The 25,745-nt window shown below is 67.9% G+C and carries 26 protein-coding genes; 17 read left to right on the forward strand and 9 right to left on the reverse strand.

All coding sequences use genetic code 11. The features are described 5' to 3' along the window. Window positions 1–10: 10 nt before the first annotated feature. Window positions 11–493, reverse strand: a complete 483-nt coding sequence (locus tag A5697_RS10375) for a carboxymuconolactone decarboxylase family protein (protein ID WP_067944496.1) — start codon at window positions 491–493, stop codon at window positions 11–13. Window positions 494–622: 129 nt separating this feature from the next. On the opposite strand from A5697_RS10375, the gene A5697_RS10380 reads away from it, so the two are divergent. The 3 genes from A5697_RS10380 to A5697_RS10390 are packed head-to-tail and all read left to right on the forward strand — an operon-like array spanning window position 623 to window position 3,488. Further along, a complete protein-coding gene (locus A5697_RS10380) occupies window positions 623–1,312 on the forward strand; it encodes a hypothetical protein (RefSeq protein WP_231972035.1) in 690 nt (229 codons plus the stop codon). A gap of 10 nt (window positions 1,313–1,322) precedes the next feature. Further along, complete coding sequence (locus tag A5697_RS10385; protein WP_068010221.1) at window positions 1,323–2,759, forward strand: class I adenylate-forming enzyme family protein; 1,437 nt, start codon at window positions 1,323–1,325, stop codon at window positions 2,757–2,759. Window positions 2,760–2,774: 15 nt separating this feature from the next. Further along, window positions 2,775–3,488, forward strand: a complete 714-nt coding sequence (locus A5697_RS10390) for a hypothetical protein (RefSeq protein ID WP_068010223.1) — start codon at window positions 2,775–2,777, stop codon at window positions 3,486–3,488. Here A5697_RS10390 and A5697_RS10395 read toward each other — a convergent pair. After that, window positions 3,474–4,460 carry a nitronate monooxygenase family protein gene (locus A5697_RS10395; RefSeq protein WP_068010225.1) on the reverse strand — a complete coding sequence of 329 codons (987 nt, stop codon included), beginning with the start codon at window positions 4,458–4,460 and terminating at the stop codon, window positions 3,474–3,476. The two genes, A5697_RS10390 and A5697_RS10395, sit on opposite strands and share 15 nt — an antisense overlap. Next, complete coding sequence (locus A5697_RS10400; protein WP_068010228.1) at window positions 4,457–4,849, reverse strand: tautomerase family protein; 393 nt, start codon at window positions 4,847–4,849, stop codon at window positions 4,457–4,459. The genes A5697_RS10395 and A5697_RS10400 overlap by 4 nt, the downstream gene beginning before the upstream one ends. Before the next feature lie 94 nt (window positions 4,850–4,943). Here A5697_RS10400 and A5697_RS10405 point away from each other — a divergent pair, with 94 nt between their 5' ends. Beyond that, the gene (locus tag A5697_RS10405; protein WP_068010230.1) at window positions 4,944–5,813 is read left to right on the forward strand and encodes a LysR family transcriptional regulator; all 870 of its coding nucleotides are present in this window, start codon (window positions 4,944–4,946) and stop codon (window positions 5,811–5,813) included. A 79-nt stretch (window positions 5,814–5,892) separates the two neighbouring features. Here A5697_RS10405 and A5697_RS10410 read toward each other — a convergent pair whose 3' ends face one another. Beyond that, window positions 5,893–6,492, reverse strand: a complete 600-nt coding sequence (locus tag A5697_RS10410) for a TetR/AcrR family transcriptional regulator (RefSeq protein ID WP_068010232.1) — start codon at window positions 6,490–6,492, stop codon at window positions 5,893–5,895. Between the two features lie 106 nt (window positions 6,493–6,598). On the opposite strand from A5697_RS10410, the gene A5697_RS10415 reads away from it, so the two are divergent. Then, window positions 6,599–8,161 carry an NAD(P)/FAD-dependent oxidoreductase gene (locus A5697_RS10415; protein WP_068010235.1) on the forward strand — a complete coding sequence of 521 codons (1,563 nt, stop codon included), beginning with the start codon at window positions 6,599–6,601 and terminating at the stop codon, window positions 8,159–8,161. Between the two features lie 3 nt (window positions 8,162–8,164). Here A5697_RS10415 and A5697_RS10420 read toward each other — a convergent pair whose 3' ends face one another. From A5697_RS10420 to A5697_RS10430, 3 genes are all read right to left on the reverse strand, one after another. Further along, a complete protein-coding gene (locus tag A5697_RS10420) occupies window positions 8,165–8,773 on the reverse strand; it encodes a YbhB/YbcL family Raf kinase inhibitor-like protein (protein WP_068010237.1) in 609 nt (202 codons plus the stop codon). A 61-nt stretch (window positions 8,774–8,834) separates the two neighbouring features. Continuing rightward, window positions 8,835–9,278 (reverse strand): SRPBCC family protein, encoded by a 444-nt coding sequence (locus tag A5697_RS10425; protein WP_067944506.1) that lies wholly within the window; start codon window positions 9,276–9,278, stop codon window positions 8,835–8,837. A gap of 35 nt (window positions 9,279–9,313) precedes the next feature. Beyond that, window positions 9,314–10,318 carry a zinc-binding dehydrogenase gene (locus A5697_RS10430; RefSeq protein WP_068010290.1) on the reverse strand — a complete coding sequence of 335 codons (1,005 nt, stop codon included), beginning with the start codon at window positions 10,316–10,318 and terminating at the stop codon, window positions 9,314–9,316. A gap of 83 nt (window positions 10,319–10,401) precedes the next feature. On the opposite strand from A5697_RS10430, the gene A5697_RS10435 reads away from it, so the two are divergent. From A5697_RS10435 to A5697_RS10455, 6 genes are all read left to right on the forward strand, one after another. Continuing rightward, window positions 10,402–11,118, forward strand: a complete 717-nt coding sequence (locus A5697_RS10435) for an MBL fold metallo-hydrolase (protein WP_068010239.1) — start codon at window positions 10,402–10,404, stop codon at window positions 11,116–11,118. Between the two features lie 212 nt (window positions 11,119–11,330). Continuing rightward, window positions 11,331–13,619, forward strand: a complete 2,289-nt coding sequence (gene aceA, locus A5697_RS10440; protein ID WP_068010241.1) for an isocitrate lyase ICL2 — start codon at window positions 11,331–11,333, stop codon at window positions 13,617–13,619. A 374-nt stretch (window positions 13,620–13,993) separates the two neighbouring features. Continuing rightward, entirely contained in the window at window positions 13,994–14,212 is a 219-nt protein-coding gene (locus A5697_RS27100; protein WP_082953322.1) for a hypothetical protein, read from the forward strand. 153 nt (window positions 14,213–14,365) lie between these two features. Next, window positions 14,366–14,764 (forward strand): hypothetical protein, encoded by a 399-nt coding sequence (locus A5697_RS28035; protein WP_068010242.1) that lies wholly within the window; start codon window positions 14,366–14,368, stop codon window positions 14,762–14,764. A gap of 186 nt (window positions 14,765–14,950) precedes the next feature. Next, a complete protein-coding gene (locus tag A5697_RS10450; protein WP_068010244.1) occupies window positions 14,951–16,114 on the forward strand; it encodes an LLM class flavin-dependent oxidoreductase in 1,164 nt (387 codons plus the stop codon). Window positions 16,115–16,185: 71 nt separating this feature from the next. Then, window positions 16,186–16,521 carry a hypothetical protein gene (locus A5697_RS10455; RefSeq protein ID WP_156673237.1) on the forward strand — a complete coding sequence of 112 codons (336 nt, stop codon included), beginning with the start codon at window positions 16,186–16,188 and terminating at the stop codon, window positions 16,519–16,521. Between the two features lie 58 nt (window positions 16,522–16,579). On the opposite strand, the gene A5697_RS10460 is transcribed toward A5697_RS10455, so the two are convergent. Then, complete coding sequence (locus tag A5697_RS10460; protein WP_068010248.1) at window positions 16,580–17,047, reverse strand: SRPBCC family protein; 468 nt, start codon at window positions 17,045–17,047, stop codon at window positions 16,580–16,582. A gap of 207 nt (window positions 17,048–17,254) precedes the next feature. Between A5697_RS10460 and A5697_RS10465 the strand changes: the two genes are divergently transcribed. From A5697_RS10465 to A5697_RS10490, 6 genes are all read left to right on the forward strand, one after another. Further along, window positions 17,255–19,090 carry a fatty acyl-AMP ligase gene (locus A5697_RS10465; protein WP_068010250.1) on the forward strand — a complete coding sequence of 612 codons (1,836 nt, stop codon included), beginning with the start codon at window positions 17,255–17,257 and terminating at the stop codon, window positions 19,088–19,090. A 75-nt stretch (window positions 19,091–19,165) separates the two neighbouring features. Then, window positions 19,166–20,398 (forward strand): serine hydrolase domain-containing protein, encoded by a 1,233-nt coding sequence (locus tag A5697_RS10470; RefSeq protein ID WP_068010291.1) that lies wholly within the window; start codon window positions 19,166–19,168, stop codon window positions 20,396–20,398. Window positions 20,399–20,490: 92 nt separating this feature from the next. Further along, entirely contained in the window at window positions 20,491–22,818 is a 2,328-nt protein-coding gene (locus tag A5697_RS10475) for an arylsulfatase (RefSeq protein ID WP_068010251.1), read from the forward strand. A gap of 8 nt (window positions 22,819–22,826) precedes the next feature. Beyond that, complete coding sequence (locus tag A5697_RS10480; RefSeq protein ID WP_067944529.1) at window positions 22,827–23,498, forward strand: GAP family protein; 672 nt, start codon at window positions 22,827–22,829, stop codon at window positions 23,496–23,498. Between the two features lie 27 nt (window positions 23,499–23,525). Continuing rightward, entirely contained in the window at window positions 23,526–24,182 is a 657-nt protein-coding gene (locus A5697_RS10485; protein WP_068010252.1) for a hypothetical protein, read from the forward strand. Next, window positions 24,179–24,952: a YqjF family protein gene (locus A5697_RS10490; RefSeq protein WP_082953323.1), complete on the forward strand. Its 774-nt coding sequence runs from the start codon at window positions 24,179–24,181 to the stop codon at window positions 24,950–24,952. The genes A5697_RS10485 and A5697_RS10490 overlap by 4 nt, the downstream gene beginning before the upstream one ends. Window position 24,953: 1 nt before the next feature. Here A5697_RS10490 and A5697_RS10495 read toward each other — a convergent pair whose 3' ends face one another. Next, window positions 24,954–25,724 carry an SDR family oxidoreductase gene (locus A5697_RS10495; protein ID WP_068010254.1) on the reverse strand — a complete coding sequence of 257 codons (771 nt, stop codon included), beginning with the start codon at window positions 25,722–25,724 and terminating at the stop codon, window positions 24,954–24,956. Window positions 25,725–25,745 lie beyond the last annotated feature (21 nt).

Below are 25,745 nucleotides of genomic sequence, written 5' to 3' on the forward strand. Positions count from 1 at the left end.
CGGCTCCTTACTACAGATCGATTGCGCAAGACTGATCGACGCCGAGCACGGTCAACGAGCGGCCCAGGCCCAGAAATACCGCGACGCACAGGGTGAGATCCAGGATCTCGGGGTCGGAGAACGACTCGCGCAGCCGCGCGAAGAAGGCGTCGTCCAGCGAGCCATGATCGGTGGCGAAGCGCTCGGCGTACTCAATGGCAAGCCGTTGGCGGGGCGTGTAGCCGGGGTAGCTGGCGTACGCCGCGACGTTGTCGTAAAGCTCCGGCGTGACCCCGGCGTCCAGCACCGACTGGGCCCGAAAGTCCGAACAGGCGACGCAGTCGTTGATCTGGGCGATGCGCATCCTGGCCAGCTCGCGCTCGTCGGCCGGCAGAACGCTCTGCTGGTAGGCGCCGCGGATCATCCGCTCCACCATGTCGCCGAGTTGCGGCCGCAGCGTCCAGATCATGGCGGCTTCGCCGCCGGGGCCATCCGGCACGTTGAGACGGGCCATCGGCGACTCCTGCCCGGTGAGTTAATTACTGAGTCGAGCAAACCAGTTCGCAACTCGACTGTCCAGGGCGTAATCGCGCAGTTGTAGACCCGACAACGCGTTCGGAGTTACCGTCTCGGCGTGCTGTTCATGCACGAGGTGCATAAGGTGCGCGGCCGCTGCGAAGACGATTTCGAGGCCGCGTTCCGACAGGGCTGGATGCCCATGCTCGCCGACGGTGACGACGCCCGGTTGCTCTGGTACGCCGACCACGCCCAGGGCAGCGGACCGTCCTACACCGTCGTGACCGTCACCGCCGTTCGGGACGGGGCGGCGTGGGAGCGCCTTGCGCTCCGGGTGCAGCAGGGTGATTTGCAGGCGTGGATGCGCGAGCTGGATGAGCTGCGCTACGACGTCGAGGCCAAACTGCTGGCGCCTCTGCCGTGGTCGCCGCTGCAGGACGAGCCGCTGGGGGAGGTGCCGGTCGACGGCCGGGAGCACGAACTCACCCTCTACATGGAAGACACCATGTGGCCCTATCCGGACAAGTTCGAGGAATACATCGCCCGCAGCGGCGGCGTGTATGCGCAGAGCCTCCGGCGACCGTCGTCAATGCTGGCGATACAGGCGGCTTTTCAGCCCGCGCTGGGCAGCCACCTACGCCGGGAGGTCGTCCTGATGCAGCGCATCCAGCGGCCCGATCAGCTGCTCGGGCTGCTCCAGACGCGGATTCCCGCCGAATACCGCGCACCGGGCACGTGGATGCACGACGCTCTCGACCTGCGCGACCAGTGGACCAGTCGGCTGCTGCGCACCTCCGCATGGTCACCCTTCTACTGAGCCGCACACGATGACTATCGGAACGATGCTCGAGGCCGCCGCGAATGGCGATCCCGGCCGCGTCGCGCTCATCGTCGATGGACGCTCGATCGGTTATGGCGAGCTGGCGAGCACCGTGAACCGCTGTGCCGCCGGCCTGGCCGAGCGGGGCGTGGGGGCCGGCCAACGCGTCGCAGTCGTCGACGGCGGAAGTGTGCTCTCGATCGCGACCGTGTTGGGGGCGGCCCGCATCGGTGCCGCCGCGGCGCTGATGAACCCCGCGCTGACCCCGCCCGAACTCCACAGCCTCATGACGAGCGCGCGCTGCGCCGAGGTGGCCGTCGCGGGGGAGCCGTACGCCGAGCGGCTCCGCGAGGCCGGTGCGCCGACGGTATCGGGCGCAGAGCTGCTGGAGGGCGCCGCTGTGCCGCCGCCCCCGCGCGACGACGCCGGCGGCGAGGCCCTTGTGTTGTTCACCAGCGGGACAACGGGCTTGCCCAAGGCGGTCGGGATCGGCGGCCGGCAGCTGATAAGGCGGATCAAGGGGATGGCGGCACCGTTCCGCGCCGACGCCGCACCCTCGGTGGGGCTGATGTGCGTCCCGTTCTTCCACGTCGGGGGCGCACTGGGCACGCTCGGCAGTTTGTACTCGGGCAATACGTCGGTGGTACAGCGGCGATTTGACGCGGGCGAGTGGCTGCGCCTGGTGTCCGAGCATCGGGTGACCACCACATTCCTGGTTCCCGCGATGATGCAGCGCATCCTCGACCATCCCGACTTCGCCGGCGCCGACTTGTCGTCTCTGGTCGCCGTCGCCTACGGCGCCGCCGCCGCGCCGATAAGTTTGGTGCGCCGGGCGATGGATGCCCTCCCACATGTGGCGTTCGCCAACGTATTCGGGCAGACCGAGACCCTCGGCGCCTACACGACGCTGATGCCCGCCGATCACCGCGATCCGGCCCGCGCGGGATCGGTCGGCCGGCCGCTGCCTGGTGTCGACGTGCGAGTGGTGGACCCCGAGACGGGGGAGGACGTCGAGCCCGGAACGGTCGGCGAGTTATGGGTGAACAGCACCCAAAACGTCACCGAAGGTTGGCTGCGTACCGGGGACCTCGCCCGCCAAGACCCCGACGGCTACCTCTTCCCGAGCGGACGGCTCAGCGACACCATCAACCGCGGCGGCGAGAAATTCGGGCCGATCGAGGTGGAGGAAGCGGTTCGTTCCCACCCGGCGGTGCGCGACGTCGCGGTCGCCGGAATCCCCGACGACGAGCTCGGCCAGCGAGTGGGGGTGGCAGTGACGGCATGCGCGCCGGTGACCCTCGAACAGCTGCGAGCGCACTGTCGCGAGTTGATCGCCTACTTCAAACTGCCCGAGCGGCTGGCGATCGTCGACCACATCCCCTACAGCTCGACCGGCAAGGTGAACCGCCGCGAGCTCGCCGCGCTGATCGCCAAAGACGCTTGACGGCAAGGAGTTCCGATGCTGTTTTTGCATGAGACCCACAAAGTGGTCGGCGCGCGGCAGGACGAATTCGAGGCCACGTATCGCGAGGGCTGGATGCCGACGCTCGCCGCCGGTGACGACGCCAGGCTGCTCTGGTACACCAATCACGCCCACGGCTCGGGGCTGTCCTACAACGTGGTCACCATCACCGGCATCGTCGACGGCGCGGCGTGGGAAAGGCTGGCTCGCCGAGCTCAGCGCGGTGACCTCCAGCCGTGGATGCGTGAATTGGACAATTTGCGTCACGAGGTGACGGGCAAGCTGCTGCTACCGGTTAATTGGTCACCCCTGCAGACGGTGGACCTGGCCAGCGTGCCGACCACGGGTGAGACGCACCCGTTGACGATGTTCATGGAAGACACGGGCTGGCCGTACGCGCCGCTCGACGATTACATCCGGTCCTGGGACGAGATCTACTATCGGCCGCTGTCCCAGGCGCCGGCCCGCATGCGCATCCTCGACATCCAGGCGTGCTTCCAGGTGGCGCATGGGAGCAGCCGGCGCCGAGAGGCCATGCTGTGGCAGAAGATCGACGACTCCAACAACTACGCCGCACTGGTCCACCTGCTGACCAAGGAGATCCCGCCGGAGCACCGGGCACCGGGAAGCTACATGTTCGACGCCCTCAAGTACCGCGACCAGTGGCAGAGCCGCCTGCTGCGGACGTCGGACTGGTCACCGCTGTACTGATCCCGGCCCGGTCGTGCGCTTCAGGATGCGGCCGGCCTGCTCGACCATGTCGGCCACGATGTCGGCCGCGGGCCGGACTCGCCGGACGAGCCCCACCCCCTCGCCGACGAGTATGGCGGCGCCGTCGAAATCCTCTGCCGCGACAGCCTTTTCGTAATCCACGACCGCCTCGGGCAGCGATGCCGCCAGCCGATCCTCGTTGCCGTGCCAGGTGTCGAGGAAGGCGTTGCCGAGCGCCCGCGCGTTGTATCCGGCCGGCCAATCCAGCCGCCGCACAAGGTCGTAGGCGCGCGTGCGGACGGTGTCGTCCCCGCCGGCGGCCAGCGCCCGCTCGTGGGCGCGGGGGGACACCAACGCCTCCGGGGACGCCCAGAACCTGGTGCCCACGAGTACGCCGTCGGCGCCGAGCGCCAGCGCGGCGGCCAGCCCGCGCCCGTCGGTCACCCCGCCCGCGGCCAGCACGAGCGTGTCCGGTGCGCGGTCCGCGACGAGGTCGACGACGTCGGGCACCAGCGTGAAGGTGGACCGGACGGTCATGCCGTGGCCGCCTGCCTCGCCGCCCTGCGCCACCACCACGTCGGCGCCGGCGTCCAGGGCCCGGCGCGCGTGGTCGAGCTTCTGCGCCTGCGCGATGAGTGGGACGCCGGCGGCGCGAATGCGGTCGGCGAACGGCTGCAGGTCACCGAAGGAGAGCATGATCGCGGCGGGTTGCCGGGCCAGGGCCTCGTTGAGCAGCTCGGGCTGCCGGGCCAGGCTCCAGGTGATGAACCCGCATCCGACGCGTGCCCCGTCGGCCCGTTCGAATTCGCGCCGCAACCAATCCGAGTCGCCGTAGCCGCCGCCGATGAGGCCCAGGCCCCCGGCCGAGGTCACCGCCGCGGCCAACCGGCCGCCGGAGATCATCGCCATCGGGGCGAGCACGATGGGGTGTTGGATGCCGAAGAATTCCGTGAGCCGGGTGTCGAGGCTCATGTCAGCTCCCCGGTGAGAAATTGCGCGCGGCCGTGTCCGAAAGACCAATCCTCGTCGCCGTTTTCGGTGATCGAGACGATCAGGTCGGCCGGGTCGAGGCCGCACCGCTCTGCCAGGTTGGTCGCCAGCAGCTCGTAGAATTTCTCCTTCATCGCCCGCGTGCGCCGCCGGCTCACCACGTTGACGATCACCTGGTTCGACGAGCGGCTGATGCCGAGACCGGTATCCAAAGCGACGATTTCGTGGGCGGGATGGGTGCGCACCACCTGATAGCGGTCGCGCGGCGGCACCCCGAACGCTTCGACGACGGACTCGTGTACCGCGTCGAGCAAGGCCCTGACCTCCGACGGCGTGCGGCCCTCGATGAGGTCGATGTAAAGCAGCGGCATTTCGTCTCCTTGAGATCTGTGTCCTCGCTACGACGGTAGGTCCGTCGAGAGGGCCTGTGAAATGCCAGCTGTAATCGATCTATGCTTGCCAAGCATGGACGCATTGGCGAGCGGTCGGGTCGAGTTGCGCCACCTCCGGGCGTTCGAGGCGGTGGCGCGGCTGCGGTCGTTCACGCAGGCGGCCGACGAACTCCGCATCACCCAACCGGCGCTCAGCCGCACCATCCGCCAACTGGAAGACGCGCTCGGTGTGACGCTGGTGGACCGCACTTCGCGGCACGTGGAGACAACCCAGGCCGGGCGGGCGTTCCTCGACCACGTCGAACGGGTCCTCGCCGAGCTGGACCGGGCGTTCGCGGCCGTCCGCCGCCAGGCGAGCATCGGCCTCGGCTTCAGCTGGTTGCTGCCCGACCCGTGGGCCCAGGACACCGTCGCCCGCTTCGAGCGGGCCACCGGGACAACGGTCAGACTGGTCCGCACCGACGATGCGCTGAGCGCCGTCCAGCAGGGCAGGGTGGACGTCGCCGTGGTCCGCGGCCAGGTGACGGCGACCCAGGTGCGGGTGGTGCACCTCTTCGACGAGTCCCGGGTGGCCGTGTGTTCGGTGCACTCGCCGCTGGCAACCAGATCGGAGCTGGACTGGGCCGAGGTCCCGCAGTGGCCGCTGGTCGTCAACACCGCCAGCGGGACCACCGGGCCATGGTCGTGGCCGGCGGGCGAGGGACCGAAAACGATCGTCGAGACAACCAATTTCGACGAGTGGCTCGAATCCGTCGCGGCCGATCGCGGCATCGGCGTGATCCCGGACGTCGCGGTCCGGCGCAACATCCACCCCGGCGTGCGGTTCGTCGCGCTGCGCGGAGCCCCCACGAGCCCCGTCTCGCTAGCGTTTCTGCCGCGCGCCCGCAACGCCGTGCTGCGCCGCTTCGTCGAGGCGGCCGTCGAGAGCGCGGCAGCCGTTTAATTGTGCGCTGGCGGCTTCGAGTGTGCGCTGACGGCGGCGTTGCTCCGCGTGTCGCCACCGTGGGCGCACATTCAACGGATCAGGCGAGCGGCGCAAAACCCGAGCGAAGCAGCTCCAGGCTGGACGCGACGAGTTCGCCGAGGTCGCCCATGCAGCCGTTGCGGCCCCAATTCTCCACTGCCACAACCAGAGCGGCGGCCACGGCGGAGCCGGTGACCTCGGCGAGCAGATCGATGTTCGCCACGCCCGGGTTGCGATCCCTGACGAAATCGGTCAGCACCTCGGCGAACGACGACTGCACGACGCGCAGATGGCTCGCGATGCGCTCCGCGCTGATCAACTCCGCGCGGGCCGTCGCGGCCTGGCGGACCACCTCGAGGTCATGCGGAAAGGCCGCGACGCTCGCCAGCACCGCATCGAAGAGCGACTCGGAGGCGGGACGGTCGGCGAGCGCCTCGGCCAGCCACGCCAGCTGCGTCTCGTAATCCTGGAAGAGCACCGCCTCCTTGGTGGGGAAGTGGCGAAAGAAAGTCCGTTCGGTGACCCCGGCCTCGCGGGCCAGCTCGGTCACGGTGACATTGGTAAACCCCTTGCGCGCAAAGCTTTTCAATGCCGCTTGGCGCAGCGCCTCATGCGTCGATCGTCGGCGTAGCTCATGACGGTTCGTCGGCGCGTTCATCCCCCCGGAATGGTATCCCAGCCGGCCGAAATTTGTCAGAACTGACATCTTCCGATTGTGTCAGTACTGACATATTCTTGTCACGCGCCAATCGAGGGAGGACGCCATGTCGGACTACGACGCGATCGTCGTGGGAGCGGGCCACAACGGGCTCACCGCGGCCGCGGTACTGCAACGCGCGGGCGTCCGAACGCTGTGCCTGGAAAGCAACACCTATGCCGGAGGCATGGCGGCGACCGTCGAACTGATCGACGGCTTCCGGTACGAGATCGCCGGCTCCGTCCAATTCCCGACGGCGAGCCAGATCACCAAGGATCTCGGGCTGGACACGCTGCCCACGGTGGAGCCGGACGTGATGTCGACCAACATCGGCGACCACGGCGAGGAGGCCATGATCTTCTACCGCGACCCGATGCGGCTGATGACGCACCTGGCCGAGAAGCACGGCATGGAGGCCGTCACGGGCATGGCCGAACTGATCGGGTGGAGCCAGGGGCCCGCAAAGGCACTGGGCCGCTTCGACGTTCGCACACCGCCCAAGACCCTCGACGAGATGTACGCCTGCGCGGCGAACGACGCCGAACGCCGCGCCATTCACGAAATGCTGTTCGGTTCGGCGATGGACGTCATCGACCGCTACCTGCCCGACAAGGACAAGCACGCCGTCATGCGGGGGATGCTCGCGTTCCTTGCCGTCAACTCGACCTACCGCGGCCCCTACACTCCGGGCAGTGCCACCTGCCTGGCATTCGCTCTGGCGGTACCGGACGACAGCACGGCGATGATGACCAAACTCAAGGGCGGCATCGGCGCGCTCACCGAACACCTGCGTGAGCTCTTCGTCTCCCACGGCGGTGAGCTCCGGTTCCGGAGCAAGGTCGAGCAGATCCTCGTCGACCGCGGCGCCGTGACCGGGGTGCGGTTGCGTGACGGCTCGACGATCACCGCGCCGATCGTGGTCTCCAACCTCGCGCCGGACGTCACCCTCACCGAGCTGATCGCCCCCGAACATGTGCCGGGGGAGCTCATTTCACGTCTTGGCGGACGAGACCACCGCGCCTCCTTCGTGCAGATCCACTTCGCCCTCGACGGGCTGCCCGAATTCGCGCCGCCCTATGAGTTTTTGAACGAGGAAGGCATGCAGCAGTCGGTCGGGATCTTCGGTGATCCCGAAGAACAACAGCTGCATTGGGAGAACTGTCGTCGGGGCATCGTCCCGGACAACCCGTCGATGGGAATGCAGATACCGTCCGTGCATGATCCGGGGATGGCGCCGCCCGGTAAGCACGCCGCGAGCGCCTACGCTTACGCTTTCCCTGTCGAAGTCGACCGCCACGATCATGGACAGCTCAAAAATGTTATGGCACAGCGTGTTATCGACAAGATCACCCGGTTGGCCCCGAATTTCAAGGACATCGTGATCCGGCACATCACCTTTGCGCCCTACCACATGAACACGATGTTCGGTGCGCCCGCGGGCGACTTCTGCCACGGGCTGCTGCATCCGGACTTGATGGGCCCGAACAGGCCCGGCCCCAAGGGGTTCCTCGACTTTCCGATTCCCATCGAAGGGCTCTACCTCGGCGGTGCGGGATGCCACGGTGGTCCCGGCATCACCTTCACGCCCGGCTATAACGCCGGCTATCAGGCGCTCGACGAGATGGCCTGACGCTCAGCCCGCGAACGTCCCGGTCAGCCGGGCCTGGGCGGTTGCCGCGCCGCCGATCGTCTGCGCCGCCTGCACGCCGGCGAGCCCGTCGGGCAGCCGGTAGTCGTTGGGCAGCTGGTAGAGCGTGAACCGGTAGTGGTGCGTGCCGGTTCCGGCCGGCGGACAGGGGCCTTTGTATGCGGTCTCTCCGGCGGTGTTCGGCAGGGTGGTCGCGCCGGCCGGCGTCTGGCCGTCGGCGCTGCTGCCGCTACCGGGGCCGATTCCGACCACCACCCAGTGCACGTAGAGGCCGTTGACGGCGTCCGGGTCGTCGACCACGAGTGCCGCCCCCAACGGCGCCGACCATGTCAGCGGCGGCGCCATGTTTGCGCCCTTGCACGTGTACTGCACCGGGATCGGCGCACCGTCGTTGAACGCCGGGCTGGTGATGGTCAACGGCCCCTCGGCGGGGGCGGCCCGGGCGGTCCGCCCAAGCGTCGTGACCTTCGGCGTCGACGGCGCCGTCATGCGGGTGTCACCGTGGCCGCCGCAGCCGGCCACCGCTCCGAGGATCGTCAACGCACCGGCGATCGATGCGACCCGCCGAAAGTTGCTCACGGGTGTCGGTTTCATACGGACAGTGTCGCTCGCGCGGCCACCATCCGGAAGCGCCGGATTTGACGGCCGGGTGCCCCTACTTGCCGCCCTTGCGCTCCAGCACGCGTTTACGCAATCCCTTGGTGGCCGTGTCCATGAGGCTCTTGGAGCCTCGCTTGATCAAGAACCCGGGCACCGGCATCAACAGGTCCACGGTGAGGTCGAAGCTCACCCGGGTGGAGTCTCCGTCGGGCTTCAGGGTGTAGCGACCGTCTTGCGCGCGTTGCTGTTTGGCACTGACCAGAGTCCAGCTGACGCCGTCGTCGTGGACGGTGTACGCCAACTCCTGCTCGTCGCTGACGCCGACGAGCTTGACCACTTGCTTCGACCTGAGGGGGTGGCCCTGATCGTCCCGCTCGAGAACCTCCACCTTCTGATGAACCGAGGACCACTCGGGCAGCGCTTCGATGTCGAACAGCACATCCATTATCTGATCCGGTGTCGCTTCGATGACGACTTCGCGGGATTCGGTGACAGCCATGGCAGATAGATAACCACTGCGGCGCCGCTAAAAACTCACGGCACCAGGACGACCTTGCCGACGTTCTCCCGGGCCACCAGGATGCGGTGCGCCTCCGGCGCCTCGGCGAAGGGCACCGCCGCATGGACGACGGGAGCGACCGTCCCCTCCGCGAGCGCCCTGGCCAGCGGAGTGATCCACGGCTCGAGCGTGCCGCGGTCGTCCCACAGCCGCAGCATGTTGAGGCCGATCACCGCCTTGGACTCCGAGAGTTGGTCGATCAGGTTGAACCCGCGCAGCATCGCCAGCGCATGCGGGGCGGCCGCCCGCAGCGAGCGCTTCTCGCCATGCTGCAGGTTCGACACCCCGTACCCGACCAGCCGTCCGCCCGGCCGCAACAACGCGTAGGACCGGCGCAGCGAGGTGCCACCCAGCGCATCGAGCACCACGTCGTATAAATCCAGGCCGCGCCACCAACCGTCACGGCGGTAATCGATCGCCCGGTCCACCCCCAGTTCGGCCAGCTTCTCGTGTTTCGCCGGTGACGCGGTGCCGTGCACCTCGGCCCCGGCGGCCTTCGCGAACTGGATGGCCGCGATGCCGACGCCGCCGGCCGCGGCGTGCACCAGCACCCTTTCCCCGGGGCGCAGCGACCCGTATCCGTGCAGCGCGGCCCATGCGGTCGCGTAGTTGACGGGGACGGCGGCGCCCTGTTCGAAGCTCATCGCGGCCGGCAGCGGCACCGAGTCGCTCGCAGCCACGTTGACGATCTCGGCATAGCCGCCGAAGCGGGTACCCGCCAGCACCCGGTCGCCGACGCGGCCCGGATCGACACCGTCGCCGACGGCCTCGACGGTCCCGGCGACTTCGTAGCCCACCACCGCCGGCAGCTTCGGCGCATCGGGGTACAGGCCCACGCGGGCGAGGTGGTCGGCGAAGTTGACCCCCGCCGCGCGCACCGCGACCCGCAGCTGCCCCGGGCCCGGGGGCGGGGGATCGGGCCGCTGCTCGACCCGCAGCACCGACGGACCGCCGCGCTTGGTGATGACGACTGCGCGCATCGCGAATACCTTCTCTCCGGCCTTGTCTCCGGCTTCTGCCAACACGTCAACTATCTCCGACATGCTCAGCTAGCTTGCTGGGTGTGCATCTCGCCTGGGAACGGTTGACGGCCGGCGTGCATCGCTGCCGGCTGCCGTTCTGCGATGTCACGGTCGGACTCGTGTGGGGCAGCACCGGAGTACTGCTGGTCGACACCGGGACGACGCTGCCCGAGGCGCGCGCAATCGACGCTGGCGTGCGACGGCTCGCCGGCCGCCCGGTCAGCGATATCGTCTTGACCCACAAGCACTTTGACCACGTGCTGGGTTCTTCGGCGTTTGCCGACGCGAACATCTACTGCGCGCCCGAGGTGGTCGAATGTCTGTCGTCGGGAACCGGGCGGATGCGCGAGGACGCGTTGGACCACGGCGCCGACGCCGCGGAGATAGATCGAGCGATCGCGGCGTTGCGACCCCCGCGGCGCGGGGTCTTCAACGCCACCATCGACCTCGGTGATCGCGCCGTGACGATCGCCAACCTGGGCCGTGGCCACACCGCCTCCGATCTGGTGGTGGTGGCTCCCGGGGGAGCCGACGACCCGGTCGTCGTGTTCACCGGCGACCTGGTCGAAGAGTCCGCCGATCCCGCGATCGACGCCGACTCGGACCTGGCGGCGTGGCCGGCCACCCTCGAGCGGCTGCTCGCGGTCGGCGGGCCGGACGCGGTGTACGTGCCGGGCCACGGAAGGGTCGTCGACGCGGAGTTCGTCCGTCGCCAGCGCGAGTGGTTGACCCGGCGCGCGGCCGGCGGCCCCGGCTGAGCCGGGGCTTGCGTACGAAAGGTGTTGCGCCGCAAGCGGTGCGCACCGAGACCGCCCGGGCGGCGCCCCGCGGCCGTGCCACGCCGTCGCCGGCTTGCGGATACAGGCGTCCGGCAACAGTTTTGGCATGGGTCTTTCGGCCCCTGATTGAAAGGCCATCTCCGGGGATAGACTCCGTCCAGGGAAATCGTGCCGAAGAGGAGCGTAGGGCCATGGCCATCATTGACTCGGACACCGAAGTCCGGACATCGTTCGAAGACGACATCGCCGCCACGCAGCGCTACATGGACGACCCGCGCTTCGCCGGCATCACGCGTCTCTACACGGCCCGCCAGGTAGTCGAGCAGCGCGGCACAATCCCGACCGACTACCCGGTGGCGCGCAACGCGGCCGCCGCCTTCTACGACCGGCTGCGCGAGCTGTTCGCCGCGAAGAAGAGCATCACGACGTTCGGCCCCTACTCGCCCGGCCAGGCGGTGGCCATGAAGCGGATGGGCATCGAGGGCATCTACCTCGGCGGCTGGGCGACCTCGGCCAAGGGTTCCACCACCGAGGACCCGGGTCCCGACCTCGCCAGCTATCCCCTCAGCCAGGTGCCCGACGACGCGGCGGTGCTGGTGCGCGCCCTGCTCACCGCCGATCGCAACCAGCAATACCAGCGACTGAACATGACCGAACGGCAGCGCGCCACCACGCCCGCGTACGACTACCGGCCGTTCATCATCGCCGACGCGGACACCGGCCACGGCGGTGACCCGCACGTGCGCAACCTAATCCGCCGCTTCGTCGAGGTCGGCGTGGCCGGCTACCACATCGAGGACCAGCGCCCGGGCACCAAGAAATGCGGCCACCAGGGCGGCAAGGTGCTGGTGCCGTCGGACGAACAGATCAAGCGGCTCAACGCGGCCCGGTTCCAGCTCGACGTCATGAAGGTGCCCGGCATCATCGTCGCCCGCACCGATGCCGAGGCGGCCAACCTGATCGACAGCCGCGCCGACGAGCGCGATCAGCCGTTCCTGCTCGGCGCCACCAACCTCGACATCCCGTCGTACAAGGCGTGTTTCCTGGCGATGGTCCGGCGCTTCTACGAGCTGGGGGTCAAGGAACTCAACGGCCACCTGCTCTACGCTCTGCCCGATTCCGAGTACGGCGCCGCCACCGCCTGGCTGGAGCGTCAGGGCATCCAGAGTTTGATCTCGGACGCCGTGAACGCCCGGCGCGAGGACGGGCAAGGTTCGATCGACGACCTCTTCGACCAGGTCGAGTCGCGCTTTGTGGCCGCCTGGGAGGACGACGCGGGATTGATGACCTACGGCGAGGCCGTCGCGGAGGTGCTCTCGTTCGGCGAGACCGAAGACGAGTCGCCGAGCATGACCCCCGACGAGTGGCGCCAGTTCGCGGCGCGCGCATCGCTTTACACCGCACGGGAGAAGGCGAAGGAACTGGGCGTCGACCCGCCGTGGGACCCGGAGTTGTCGAAGACGCCGGAGGGCTACTACCAGATCCGCGGCGGCATTCCGTACGCCATCGCCAAGTCGCTCGCGGCCGCGCCGTTCGCCGACATCCTCTGGATGGAGACGAAGACCGCCGATCTCGCCGACGCACGCCAGTTCGCCGACGCGATCCACGCCGAATTCCCGGAGCAGATGCTGGCCTACAACCTCTCTCCGTCCTTCAACTGGGACACCACCGGGATGACCGATGATGAGATGAAGCGCTTCCCCGAGGAGCTCGGCAAGATGGGCTTCGTCTTCAACTTCATCACCTACGGCGGCCACCAGATCGACGGTGTTGCCGCCGAGGAGTTCGCCACGTCGCTGCAGCAGGACGGGATGCTGGCGCTGGCTCGGCTGCAGCGCAAGATGCGCCTGGTCGAGTCGCCGTACCGGACCCCGCAGACGCTGGTCGGCGGACCACGCAGCGACGCCGCGCTGCAGGCGTCGTCCGGGCGTACGGCGACCACCAAGGCGATGGGCAAGGGCTCTACCCAGCATCAGCACCTCGCCCAGACCGAGGTGCCCAAGAAGCTGCTGGAGGAGTGGCTGGCGCTGTGGAGCGAGAACTACCAGCTGGGCGAAAAGCTGCGGGTGACCCTGCGGCCCCGCCGCGCCGGTTCGGACGTCCTCGAGCTCGGCATCTACGGCAACGGGGACGAGCAGCTGGCCAACGTCGTCGTCGATCCCATCAAGGACCGGCACGGCCGCAGCATCCTGCAGGTGCGTGACCAGAACACCTTCGCCGAGAAGCTGCGCCAGAAGCGCCTGATGACGCTGATCCACCTCTGGCTGGTGCACCGGTTCAAGGCCGACGCGGTTTACTACGTCACGCCGACCGAGGACAACCTCTACCAGACCGAGAAGATGAAGTCCCACGGGATCTTCAGCGAGGTCTATCAGGAGGTCGGCGAGATCATCGTCGCCGAGGTGAACAAGCCGCGCATCGCCGAGCTGCTGACACCCGACCGCGTGGCGCTGCGCAAGTTGATCACCAAGGAAGCCTAGAGAGCGGATGCCGTTCGCCCAGGTGGCGCAGGGCTGAGTGCAGTTGCTGATGCGCCGAAACGCGGTATCCAATTTACGAATAAGAAAATTTCTTATTCTCGATGCAGCAAATTCCCGCACTGCAACTGTTGTCCGAGGATACGATTTGGCTCGCCGATGGCCCATTAGCCCGAGATGGGCCATCGGCTCCTAACGCGGCCACTCTGTCGCGCTTTCCTCTTCCGGCGGCACGATCACAGCCCCGCGGTGCGCCCGCGGGTGACCCAAGCCGTAACCGACGCAATCTGTCTTGTTGCAATAATTGCACAGGTGTAGATTTGTGCTATGGCTGCGCGCCATCCTCGTAGACGCGCTGGGACCGGAAGGAGCGGCTGATGAAGGTGCAAAACCACAGGGCGGCTGCCGTGTTCGGCGGGATGACCGCGGTGATGTTGGCGGTGGTATTCGGCGGAGTAAGTGCCGGCCCGACGGGCGGCGCGGGGGCGCCGGCCACGCACTCGTCGTCCCGCGTCGCGTTGGCCCCGCCTGATGCAGCCGGAGCCGGCGTCCACTCGGCTACGCTTGCCGGCTGCGTGTCCGGTCTCGACTGCTAGCCGAACCGCGTGTATCGATGGCCCATCCCCGGCGGGATGGGCCATCGGCGTTTCCGGGCAGAAGTCCCGCATCGAATCCCGTTTGCCCGGGTGCGCGCCGGGGTAAGGAGAAAGAACCAGTTGCCGTGGCGCAAGTGGGGATTGGGGACTTCGATGACATCAGCAGCCAGGACTTCGGTCGCGCTCTTCGGTGGTGCGGCGATGCTCGTGCTTGCGGTCGGGTGCGGCGGCGGCAATAAGGGGCCGAGTAGCAGCAGCACCACCCCGACGACCACGCCGTCGTCCAGCGTGGCTCCGTCCACGCCCGGTGGCGGCGGCGGCGCTCCGGGCGGCCCGACGGGCGGTGGCGGCCCCGGCGGCGGTGGCGGCGGCGTTCCCGGCGGACCGACCGGTGGCGGTGGTCCGGGCGGCGGTGGCGGCGGCGTTCCCGGCGGTCCCACGGGGGGTGGCGGCCCCGGCGGCGGAGGCGGCAGCATCCCCGGTGTCGGCGGTGGCGGCGGCGGCCCGGGTGGCGGCGGCGGGTGCGTCGGCAACGTCTGCGGCGGCTACTGACGTCCGCACGCTGAGCCCGCCGGAACACACCGCGACAGAGACTTGTTCCCGTAGTCGGCGGGGCCGGGATTACCTGGCCCCGCCGGCTGAAAACTCGGTCTCGCCGAACTCGGCGGCGCCAACGCCCTAGGCCGGGCACCGCATTCGGGTTATGGTTCTGCGCAACTCGGCTGCAAGGGGACTTCAATGGCGAAGCTCAGGTTTGGATACTTCATCGCCCCGTTCCATCGGGCCGGTACGAACCCCACGCTCGCATTGCAACGCGACCTGCAATTCATCGAGCACCTCGATGCCCTCGGCTTCGACGAAGTGTGGATGGGCGAACACCACTCGGCCGGCAGCGAGATCATCAGCTCGCCCGAGGTTTTCATCGCGGCCGCGGCCGAGCGCGCCAAACGCATTCGCTTTGGCACCGGGGTCATTTCGCTCTCGTACCACAATCCGCTCTGGGTCGCCGACCGGCTGATGCTGCTGGATCACCTGACCCACGGCCGGATCATCGGCGGCGTGGGCCCGGGCTCACTGCCCAGCGACTCGTCGATGATAGGGCTCACCCCCACGGACACGCGCGAGCTGCTCGAAACGAACCTCGACATCGTCGTCCGGCTGCTGGCGGGGGAGACCGTGAGCGCCAAGACGGCCACACACCAGCTGTTCGACGCCAAGCTGCAGCTTGCCCCGTACTCGGACGGCGGAATTCCGCTGTCGGTCGCCGCCGTCGCGTCGCCGACGGGAGCGCGGCTGGCCGGCAAGCATGGCATCGGCCTGCTCTCCATCGGGGCGACGTTGACCGTCGAGGGCTTCAACGCGCTCTCGTATCACTGGGGCATCGTCGAGGAGCGCGCGGCGGCCTTCGGCACGCAGGTCGACCGCAAGAACTGGAGCCTGGTCGGCCTGTTCCACCTCGCCGAAACGGAAAAGCAGGCCCGGGAAGAGGTCAAGTTCGGCATCGAGCCGTGGTTCCGGTACTTCCAGAAGGTGGCCGCCTTCCCGCAGATGACGATGCCCGGCGAACAGCTGGACGAGATGATCGACGTCATCAACGACAACGGGGCGGGCGTGATCGGGACGCCCGAGCGGGCGCGCGAGCAGGTGCAGCGGCTGTGGGATCAGTCCGGCGGGTTCGGCTGCATGCTGCAGATGGGCCATGAGTGGGCCAACCCGGCCGCCACCAAACGGTCCGCCGAATTGTTTGCCGCCGAAGTCATGCCGCATTTCCAGGGCCAGGCGCAGCCGACGCTGGACGCCGCCGCGCGCGCCGGACAGGCCCGGGAGGGCTTGGCGCAGTCGCAGTTGGACGCGGTCGCGCACATGACGAAGAAGTATCAGGACGAGGTCGACGCGAAGTAGCGGGCGGACTTCATATTCGGGGAACAGCCGCCACCCAGGCGGCAGCTAAAGTCTCGGCGCATAACCGAAGGATGACCGCCCGCACCGCTGACCACCGCCGGCGACGAATGGGGCGCCTCCTTATCGCGGGAGCCGCGTCCGCCGCCCTGCTCACCCTCTTCGGCTCGGCGCAGGCACCGATGCGCCTGACCGACGTGGCCGTATCGCCCCAGACGCCGCCCAACTTCTCCGGCGGCTTTGCCGCCGATGACGACGACGACCAGGCCCAACTGCAGCAGCAGCTCGACCAGCAGCAGCTGCAACAGTCCATGCAGCAGGCGGAACAACAGAACGAGCAGGCCCAGCAGCAGTTCAATCAGGACATGCAGCAGCAGCAGACGTACGAGAACCAGTTCAACAACCCGTAGCTCGTGAATCGAAGCGTGGCGGCCGCCGAGCGCGGCCGTCACGCGCCATGCCAGGGTGCTACCGCCCTTCGCTCGATTCCCGCTCGGCGGCCTTCACCAGCCGGCCGGCGAAGAACCGGACCGCTCCGCCCATGGCGGCCCGCATCACCGGCCCCGTCCCGCGCACCCCCTCGGTGAACGAGCCGGTCCAGCGGATGTCGGTCCCGCCCGTCGGGTTCGGCGTGAAGACCACCTCGCCCGAGTAATCCTTGGCCGGAGTCGGGGGACCGACGAGCTTGTAGGCGTGCCGGCGGTCCTGCTCGTACTCGACGGTCTCTTCCTGTACCAGCACGGGCCACATGCCCACCTTGCGGACGGCCCCGATCCCACCGGGCGCGGGATCGCCCTGCCGGGCCCAGCTCGAGTGAACGACGATGGGCTTCGCCCACTTCGACCAGTTGGCGCCGTCGGTCACGAGCCGAAACAGCGTCGCGGCGGGTGCGGTGCTGGTGCGGTTGATCTCGAATGAAAACGTCCTGCCTGACATGGCCAACTCCCCGGTGCAATCATCGACGACCCTGCATGCCGCCCGCGCGTAGGCTACCGCTCACGTTGCGGGCGCCGCGACGAGGGCGCACGACGGTCACCGACGGGTCGGCGCCGACCGGCGAATTCGATTCTCACCGAAGGCCCTTCGCGCTTGGCGTGCCGATGATCACGTTCGCGGCACGGCGGCTGTGCCTACAGTGGGGCCATGGAGTTCGGTTCCCGGCAGCGCGCCAAAGCCGTCCCCGGCCTGCTCGAGATCGAGGACTGCCTGGATGCCCAGGGCAACATCGTGGTGCCGCCGGACGTCACGCTGATCTCGCTCATCGATCGCAACATCGCGAACGTCGGTAACACCGTGGCGTACCGCTTCTTGGACTTCAACCGTTCGGCCGACGGACTCGTCGAAGAGGTGACGTGGAACCAGTTCGGTGTCAGGCTGGAAGCCATCGGCGCGCGCGTCCAACAGGTCGCCGGCCATGGTGAGCGGGTCGCCGTCTTGGCGCCGCAGAGCCTCGACTACGTGATGGGGTTCTATGCGGCGATCAAGGCGGGAACCATTGCGGTGCCGTTGTTCGCGCCCGAGTTGCCCGGCCACGCGCAACGCCTGAACACCGCCCTGCGCGATTCGCGGCCGACGGCCGTGTTGACCACATCGGCGGCGCGGAACGCGGTCGAGGAGTTCTTGAGCACCCTCCCGCAACCGCACCGGCCCCGGGTAATCGTCATCGACGAGATCCCCGACTCGGATCGGGATTCGTTCGCCCGCAACGAGTTACGCCACGACGACGTCTCCCACCTGCAGTACACATCGGGCTCGACGCGGCCCCCGGTCGGCGTCGAGATCACGCACCGCGCGGTCGGCACCAACCTCGTGCAGATGATCCTTTCGATTGACCTGTTGGACCGCAACACCCACGGTGTGAGCTGGTTGCCGCTCTACCACGACATGGGGTTATCGATGATCGGCTTCCCGGCGGTATACGGCGGACACTCCACGCTGATGTCGCCGGCCGCGTTCGTCCGCAGGCCGCAACGCTGGATCAGAGCCCTGTCGGCCGAGACAGGCCGGGCCGTCACCGCGGCGCCGAACTTCGCCTACGAATGGACCGCCCAGCGGGGAGTGCCCGCGCCGGGCGATGATGTCGACCTGAGCAAGGTGGTGCTGATCATCGGGTCCGAGCCCGTCCGCATCGAGGCGATCACCGCCTTCAACAAGGCGTTCTCCCCGTACGGATTGCCACCGACGGCGTTCAAGCCCTCATACGGCATTGCCGAGGCCACCCTGTTCGTCGCGACCATCGCGCCCACCGCCGAGGCGACCCCCGCCTACTTCCACCGCGAGGAACTGGGCGCCGGTCGCGCGGTGCGGGTCGCGCCGGACGACCCCGAAGCCGTGGCACAGGTCTCCTGCGGCCAGGTGGGCCGCAGCGAATGGGCCGTAATCGTCGACCCGGCCACCGGGACCGAACTGCCCGACGGTCGGGTCGGCGAGATCTGGGTGCAGGGCAACAATGTCGGCCGGGGCTACTGGGGACTGCCCGACGAAACCGGGCGAGCGTTCGGCGCCCGGTTGCGATCGCGGCTCGCCGACGCCAGCCACGCCGAAGGCTCGCTCCTCGATCGCCCGTGGTTGCGGACCGGGGACTTGGGCACCTATGTCGACGGCGAGCTTTACGTCACCGGTCGGACCGCCGACATGGTCACCATCGGCGGCCGCAACCACTACCCGCAGGACATCGAGGCGACCGTCGCCGAAGCGTCCCCGCTGGTGCGGCGCGGATACGTGACCGCCTTCGCCGTGCCGGGCGAGGAGGCCGATCAGCGACTCGTGATCATCGCCGAGCGGGCGACGGGCACCAGCCGCGCCGACCCGCGGCCGGCCATCGAGGCCATCGGGGCCGCGGTCATGCGCCGCCACGGGCTGCCGGTCACCGAGGTGTGTTTCCTGCCGGCGGGCGCGATTCCCCGCACCACCAGCGGCAAGCTGGCGCGCCGGGCCTGCCGCGCCCAGTACCTGAGCGGCAGTCTGGGCGCCCACTGACCCGCTGGGATGAGACGGCCCGAAAAGCGCTGCTCGCGTCCGCCGCTGGCTTAGTCTCCTTTCGGAGGCGTGACGATGGTGCTCAAGGTTGCGGTGTCGGCGGACCTGATCGGCGGCGACGTGGATGCCGGCTATGGAAAGGTCGCCGACGCCTTTCGCGCGAGTTTCCGCGACGGTGCTGAAGTCGGCGCGGCCGTCGCCGTCTACCGCGATGGGGTCAAGGTCGTGGACCTGTGGGGCGGCTACCGGAACGGGTTGGCCAAACAACCCTGGCAGGCCGACACCATGGTCAACATGTTCTCGACGACCAAAGGGGTCGCCGCCCTGGTCGTGGCCGTCGCGGTGTCCCGAGGACTCATCTCCTATGACACCAAGGTGGCCGATTACTGGCCGGAATTCGCGCGGGCGGGCAAGGGCGACGTGACGGTCCGCCAACTCCTGGGGCATCAGGCCGGCCTGTGCGCGCTCAAACCGAAGCCGGCGCTGGCCGACGTCGCCGACCCGGCCAGGCTCTCACCCATCCTGGCGGCGCAGGCGCCGGCGTGGCGACCGGGTTCGCGGCACGGTTACCACGCGATCACGCTGGGCTGGTACGAATCCGAGCTGATCCGCCGGACGGACCCGGCCGGCCGCACGCTGGGCCGCTTCATGGCCGACGAAATCGTCCGGCCGCTGGGGCTCGACCTGCACATCGGCCTGCCGGATTCGGTCAACCGCGAGCGGGTCGCGCACGTGCACAACTGGGTGCGCGCCGAAACGCTGCTACACCTGAACGTCATGCCACCGGGATTCGTGGGCGCCTCGCTCAACCCGGTCGGCCTGACCGCCCGCGCGATCGCGGTCCCGCGCGGCGTCAACCCGTTCAACGGTGACTACAACCGCGAGGACGTTCGGGCGGTCGAGATTCCGTCGGCCAACGGCATCGGCACCGCCCGGTCGGTGGCGCGCATGTACGGCAGCGCGGCAACCGGGGGAGCCGAGCTCGGCCTCGGCGCCGACACCGTCGCGGCCCTTGCGGCGCCGGCGCTCTCGCCGAGCCAGGGCATCCGCGACAAGGTGATGAACGTCGACGTGGCGTATTCGCTGGGCTTCTGTAAACCCGTGCCGCACTTCGCATTCGGTTCTTCGGGACGCGCCTTCGGGACTCCCGGCTTCGGCGGCTCTTTCGGCTGCGCCGACCCTGACACCGGCATCGGCTTCGCGTACGTCATGAACCGGCTGGGTTTTCACCTCTGGAGTGACCCGCGCGAACTCGCGTTGCGGCAGGCGCTGTTTCGCGACGTCCTCGGAGTGCGACCGCAGACGTGATGCCGACGAGAATTCGCCGCCCGCTACGGTGAAAGCGCCGAAGTTGCATGGGGGACGGCCGGGAACCAGCTTAACCAGCATCAGGAGGCGCGATGGCCGACCTACCCCGCGGCAATGAACGTTTCAGCGGGGTCATCCGCCCCTCTGCAGGCGATTCCACACCGATCAAACCCTCGATCGTCCACCCGCCGGCCGGGGCGCCCAACGTCGTGGTCGTATTGCTGGACGACGTCGGATTCGGCGCCGCAACGACGTTCGGCGGCCCCGTTGCGACACCGGCCCTCGACCGTGTCGCCGGTGCCGGGTTGCGCTACAACCAATTTCACACCACCGCGCTGTGCTCTCCGACGCGCGCCGCCCTGCTGACCGGGCGCAACCATCACAGCGCGCACATGGGCACCATCTGCGAGATCGCCTACGGATTACCGGGTTACGACAGCGTGATACCGCAGAGCACAGCTACCGTCGCCGAGGTGCTGCGGCTGAGCGGCTACAGCACGGCTCTGTTCGGCAAGGCACATTTCACGCCGACATGGGAGATCGGCCCCGCGGGACCGTTCGACCGCTGGCCAACTGGACTCGGCTTCGAGCGCTTCTACGGATTCCTGGGCGGGGACACCTCCCAGTACGAACCCGCGCTCTACGACCAAACCACACCGGTGGAGCCGTACCTCGGCCGCGACCGCTACCACTTGACCGAAGACCTCGCCGACAAGGCGATCGACTGGATCCGGCTGCAGAAGACCTCGGCACCGGACAAGCCGTTCTTTCTGTACCTCGCGCCCGGCGCGACCCACAGTCCCCACCAGGTATGGCCGGAATGGTCGGATAGCTTCGCCGGCCAGTTCGACGACGGCTGGGATGCCCTGCGGGAGCGGACATATGCCCGCCAGCTTGAAATGGGCATCATTCCATCCGGTGCCCGCCTGACGCCACGACCCGAGCAAATACCCGCATGGGCGGACTACGACGATCGCTACAAGCCGGTGGCCCGCCGCCTGATGGAGGTCTACGCAGGATTTTTGGCCCACACCGACGCCCAGATCGGGCGGGTCATCGACGCCATAGACGAGTTGAGGCAATGGGACAACACGCTATTCATTTACCTGTGCGGCGACAACGGCGCGTCCGCCGAAGGAACGATACACGGTGCGTGGAGCTCACCGGCATTTCAAAATGGTCTGCCGGAAGACCCCGAATGGCTGCTGGCTCACATCGCCGACTTCGGCACCCCCCGGTGCGAAAACCATTACAACGTCGGCTGGGCGTGCGCGCTCGACGCACCGTTTCAGTGGATGAAACAAGTGGCGTCGCATTTCGGCGGAACCCGTAACGGGCTGGCGATCTCCTGGCCGCAGGGCATCACGGCGGCTGGCGAGCAGCGCAGCCAGTTCCACCACGTCATCGACATCGTCCCCACGATCCTCGAAGCCGCCGGCATCGAGATGCCGGCGCGCGTCAACGGCGTCGAACAGAAGCCGATCCAAGGTGTCAGCATGCGGTACTCGTTCGACGACGCGACCGCGGCCAGTCGGCGAACCACGCAGTACTTCGAAATCTTCGGCAATCGCGCCGTGTACCACGACGGCTGGATCGCCTCATGCTTTCACGGTCGACTGCCCTGGGTCCGCACCCAACGGGCAACCCCATTCGGGGATGCTGAACGCTGGGAGCTCTACCACCTGGCGGGTGACTTCAGCCAAGGCGTCGACCTTGCCGCACAATGCCCCGACAAGCTCGCGGAACTGCAGGCCGTCTTCGATACCGAAGCGCGCAAATACGACGTCTACCCGCTCAGCGACGCGACACTGGCCCGCGCGCTGCCCGCCAACCGGCCAAGCCTGCTGGGCGAGCGCACCTCGGTCACCTACTACGCCGGGCAAGTGCGGATCCCCGAACCCGTGACGCTGAGCTACACCAGCACCTCGTTCGAGCTGCGGGCGCAGCTGACCATACCTAAGGGCGGCGGTCGGGGCGTGGTAATCAGCATGGGCGGGGCGATGGCCGGGTGGAGTTTGTACCTGCAGGACGGGATTCCGCATTTTTCCTACAACTACGTCGGTCACGAGCTAACCACCGTGAAAGCCCCCGAACCACTACCGGAAGGCCCAGTCGCACTGGGGCTTTCGTTCGACTACGACGGCGGTGGACTGGGCAAGGGCGCCTCGGTGTCACTGCGCGTCGATGACGCCGTGGTCGCCGGCAGCCGCGTCGAGCGGACGGTGCCGTTCCGGTTCTCGATGAGCGGCGAGACCTTGGACGTCGGCACCGACACCGGCTCCCCGGTTGCGCCGTACGGGCACGACTTCCGCTTCACGGGGCGTATCGACCGAATCGACGCCACCGTGCGCCCACAGCCCGCTGATCTGGCCGCGGCGATCGCCGAGGCGGAGATGCGCGCGGCGCTGGGAGCGCAATAGTGCTCGCCATGTGGGGCAGCCTCGTCCCATTGATCCTTGGCTGCGCACTCGAACCGATCGAGATCGTCATCACGATCATGTTGTTGGGCACCCCGTCGCGTGTGCGAGCGGCCGGCGCCTGGGTGGCCGGGCACGTCAGCACACGCCTGCTGCAAGGACTCATCTTCGGCACGATTCTGCATTGGGGAAAGCGCGAAGCCGACTCGAATCACCCACACCACTGGATCGTGTCGACCGTGCTGTTGGTGGTGGCCCTGCTGTTTCTGGTTACCGCGGCGCGAGAGCTGTTCAGCGACGATGATCCCAACGCCCCGCCACCGAAGTGGATGACCGCGCTGACGTCGGCCACGCCCGGCAAGGCCTTCCTCATCGGCGCCGGTGTCATCACCGTGTCGGTGAAAGCCTGGGTATTCACGCTGGCGGCGATCAGCGTCATCGGCGATGCGAACCTCAGCAGGCCCGCCAATATCGGTTCATACGTTCTCTTCGTGGCGCTTGCGGCGAGCGTGAATCTGAGCATCGTGGGTGCGGCGGCATTTTCTCCGCAGCGGTCACGCTCCCTCCTGGACCGGGCGTTGCGCTGGCTGCAGGCGCACGACCGGCCCATCCTGATCGTCGCCGGGGTGGTTTTCGGGATCTGGTTCGGGATAAAAGCCCTGCGCGGCTTCGGGATTCTGTAGCCGCTGCGCGAGTGGCATCCTGGCCGTGTGGGTTTACTCATCCGGTTGGCGGAGCTGTTGATCGTGATCCTGCCCCTGGCCGGGGCGACAATCGCCGCGGTGCGAGCGTTCAGCGCCAACCGTCGGCCGGCCGAACAACCGCCGCGGATCGAGCGGACGGAAACACCGGACACCGGCGACAATCACGTCGCGCAGTGGCGGTCGCTGCGCCGCGTCCTCGAGGAGCACAGCCGTACCGACGCCCGCTGGCTCGAGTATGAACTCGACGTGGCCAAACTGCTCGACTTTCCGCTCATGACGGACATGCGCGATCCGCTCACCGTCGCCTTCCACAAAGCCAAGCTCCGCGCCGACTTCCTGCGCCCGACCAAGGCCGAAGACCTCCTCGACGACCGCGACACCGCCGCTCAGTACCGGGCCGCCGTCGAGGATTACGTGACCGCCTTCCACGCCGCCGAGACGGAAGCGATACGCAGACGCCGCACCGACTTCTCCAGGGCGGACCAGCAGCGGATCGCGCGCGCTCAGAATCTGTTTCGCGTGGCGTCGGATGCCGCCGCGACAGCGCAGGAACGACGGCAGGCCTATGAGTTGGCGCGTCAGGAACTCGAGGGCCTCGTCGTCTTGCCGGCCACCACGCAAGCCGGCATCGAACGAAAGGTATTTGGGGAGTTGGAGGGATGACGACGGCTCCCGGGGGGCCGGCGCCCGAACCCGGCGACAGCCCGGGCCTCGAGGGATACCCGGTGATCCCGCCGCCGCTTCGCGGTCCCATCACCTTCGACCAATGCTGGCGCGACCTGACTTTCATCCATTGGCCGGTGCGGCCCGACGCCGTCGAGACGATGTACCCGCCCGGTACCCGGCCCGACGTCTTCGCCGACGGGATGACCTACGTCGGGTTGGTCCCATTCGTCATGGACAGCACCAAAGTTGGCTCGGTGCTGCGACTTCCGTACTTCGGCAGCTTCCCGGAGACGAATGTCCGGCTGTATTCGGTCGACGACGCCGCCAGGCATGGCGTGCTGTTCCGGTCGCTGGAGACGGCGCGTCTCGCGGTCGTGCCGGTCACCCGGGTCGGCCTCGGCGTCCCCTACACCTGGGCGAAAATGCGGACGCAACGGCACGGCGACCGCATCACCTATGACAGCGTGCGCCGGTGGCCCCGCCGCGGCCTGCGCAGCCGAATCGAGGTCGCCATCGGCGCCCCGGTAAAACCGACACCGCTGGAAATCTGGCTCACCGCCCGATGGGGCGCGCACACCCGCACCGCCGGCCACACCTGGTGGATACCCAACGAACACGAAACCTGGCCACTGCACGCGGCCGACGTCGTCGACATGCACGACGAGCTGGTGGCGGCCAGCATGGTTCTCCCCGCGGGAGAGCCGTTGCGGGCGCTGTTCTCGCCCGGCGTGCGCGCCCGTTTCGGCCGCCGCGTCGTCGTCGCATGACCTACGGACAGGTGTAGCCGCCGTCGATCACGACGTCCGAACCGGTCATGTAGCTGGAAGCCTCGCTCGCCAGGTAGAGGTACAGGCCGATCAGTTCTTCGGGGCGGCCGATCCGCCCGAGCGGGATCTTCGGCTCCCACAGCCGGTGATATTCCGTCAACGGCTCCACGAGTTCGGTGAGAATGTAGCCCGGGCTAACGCTGTTGACCCGGATGTTGTGCGGAGCCAGCTCCACGGCCATGGCCTTGGTCAGGTGAATCACCGCCGCTTTGGACGTGCAGTAGTGGCCCACTTGTTGCGGCACGTTGATGATGTGGCCCGACATGGAGGCCGTGGTGATGATCGCGCCGCCATGGCCCTGCCGCACCATCGCCCTGGCCGCTGCTTGCGCGGTAAGGAAAACGCCTGTGACATTCGTGGTTTGGATGCGCTCGAATTCTTCGGGCGACATGTCCAGCATCGAGTTCACGGTGATGATGCCGGCGTTGCAGACCGCGATGTCGACGCCACCCAACTCCACGTTCACCAGCTCCAGCATTTCGGTCACCTGATCGGGTTGGGTCACGTCGCAGCGAACGGGCACGACCTTGCCGTCGCCGTCCGCCGCGATCTCCCGGGCCACCTGTTCCAGACCCTCGGCTCGCCTCGCCGCGATGGCGACGTCGGCGCCCGCTTGCAGATATGCCTGCGCCACCTTTTTGCCGATGCCGCTGGATGCCCCAGTTACCAGCGCCCGCTTGCCGCGCAGATCGAACAACTTCAAGACGTTCATGCCATATCCCTATCCAGACGA

The organism is Mycobacterium sp. E3251 (genome assembly GCF_001666835.1).
Taxonomy (GTDB): Bacteria; Actinomycetota; Actinomycetes; order Mycobacteriales; family Mycobacteriaceae; genus Mycobacterium.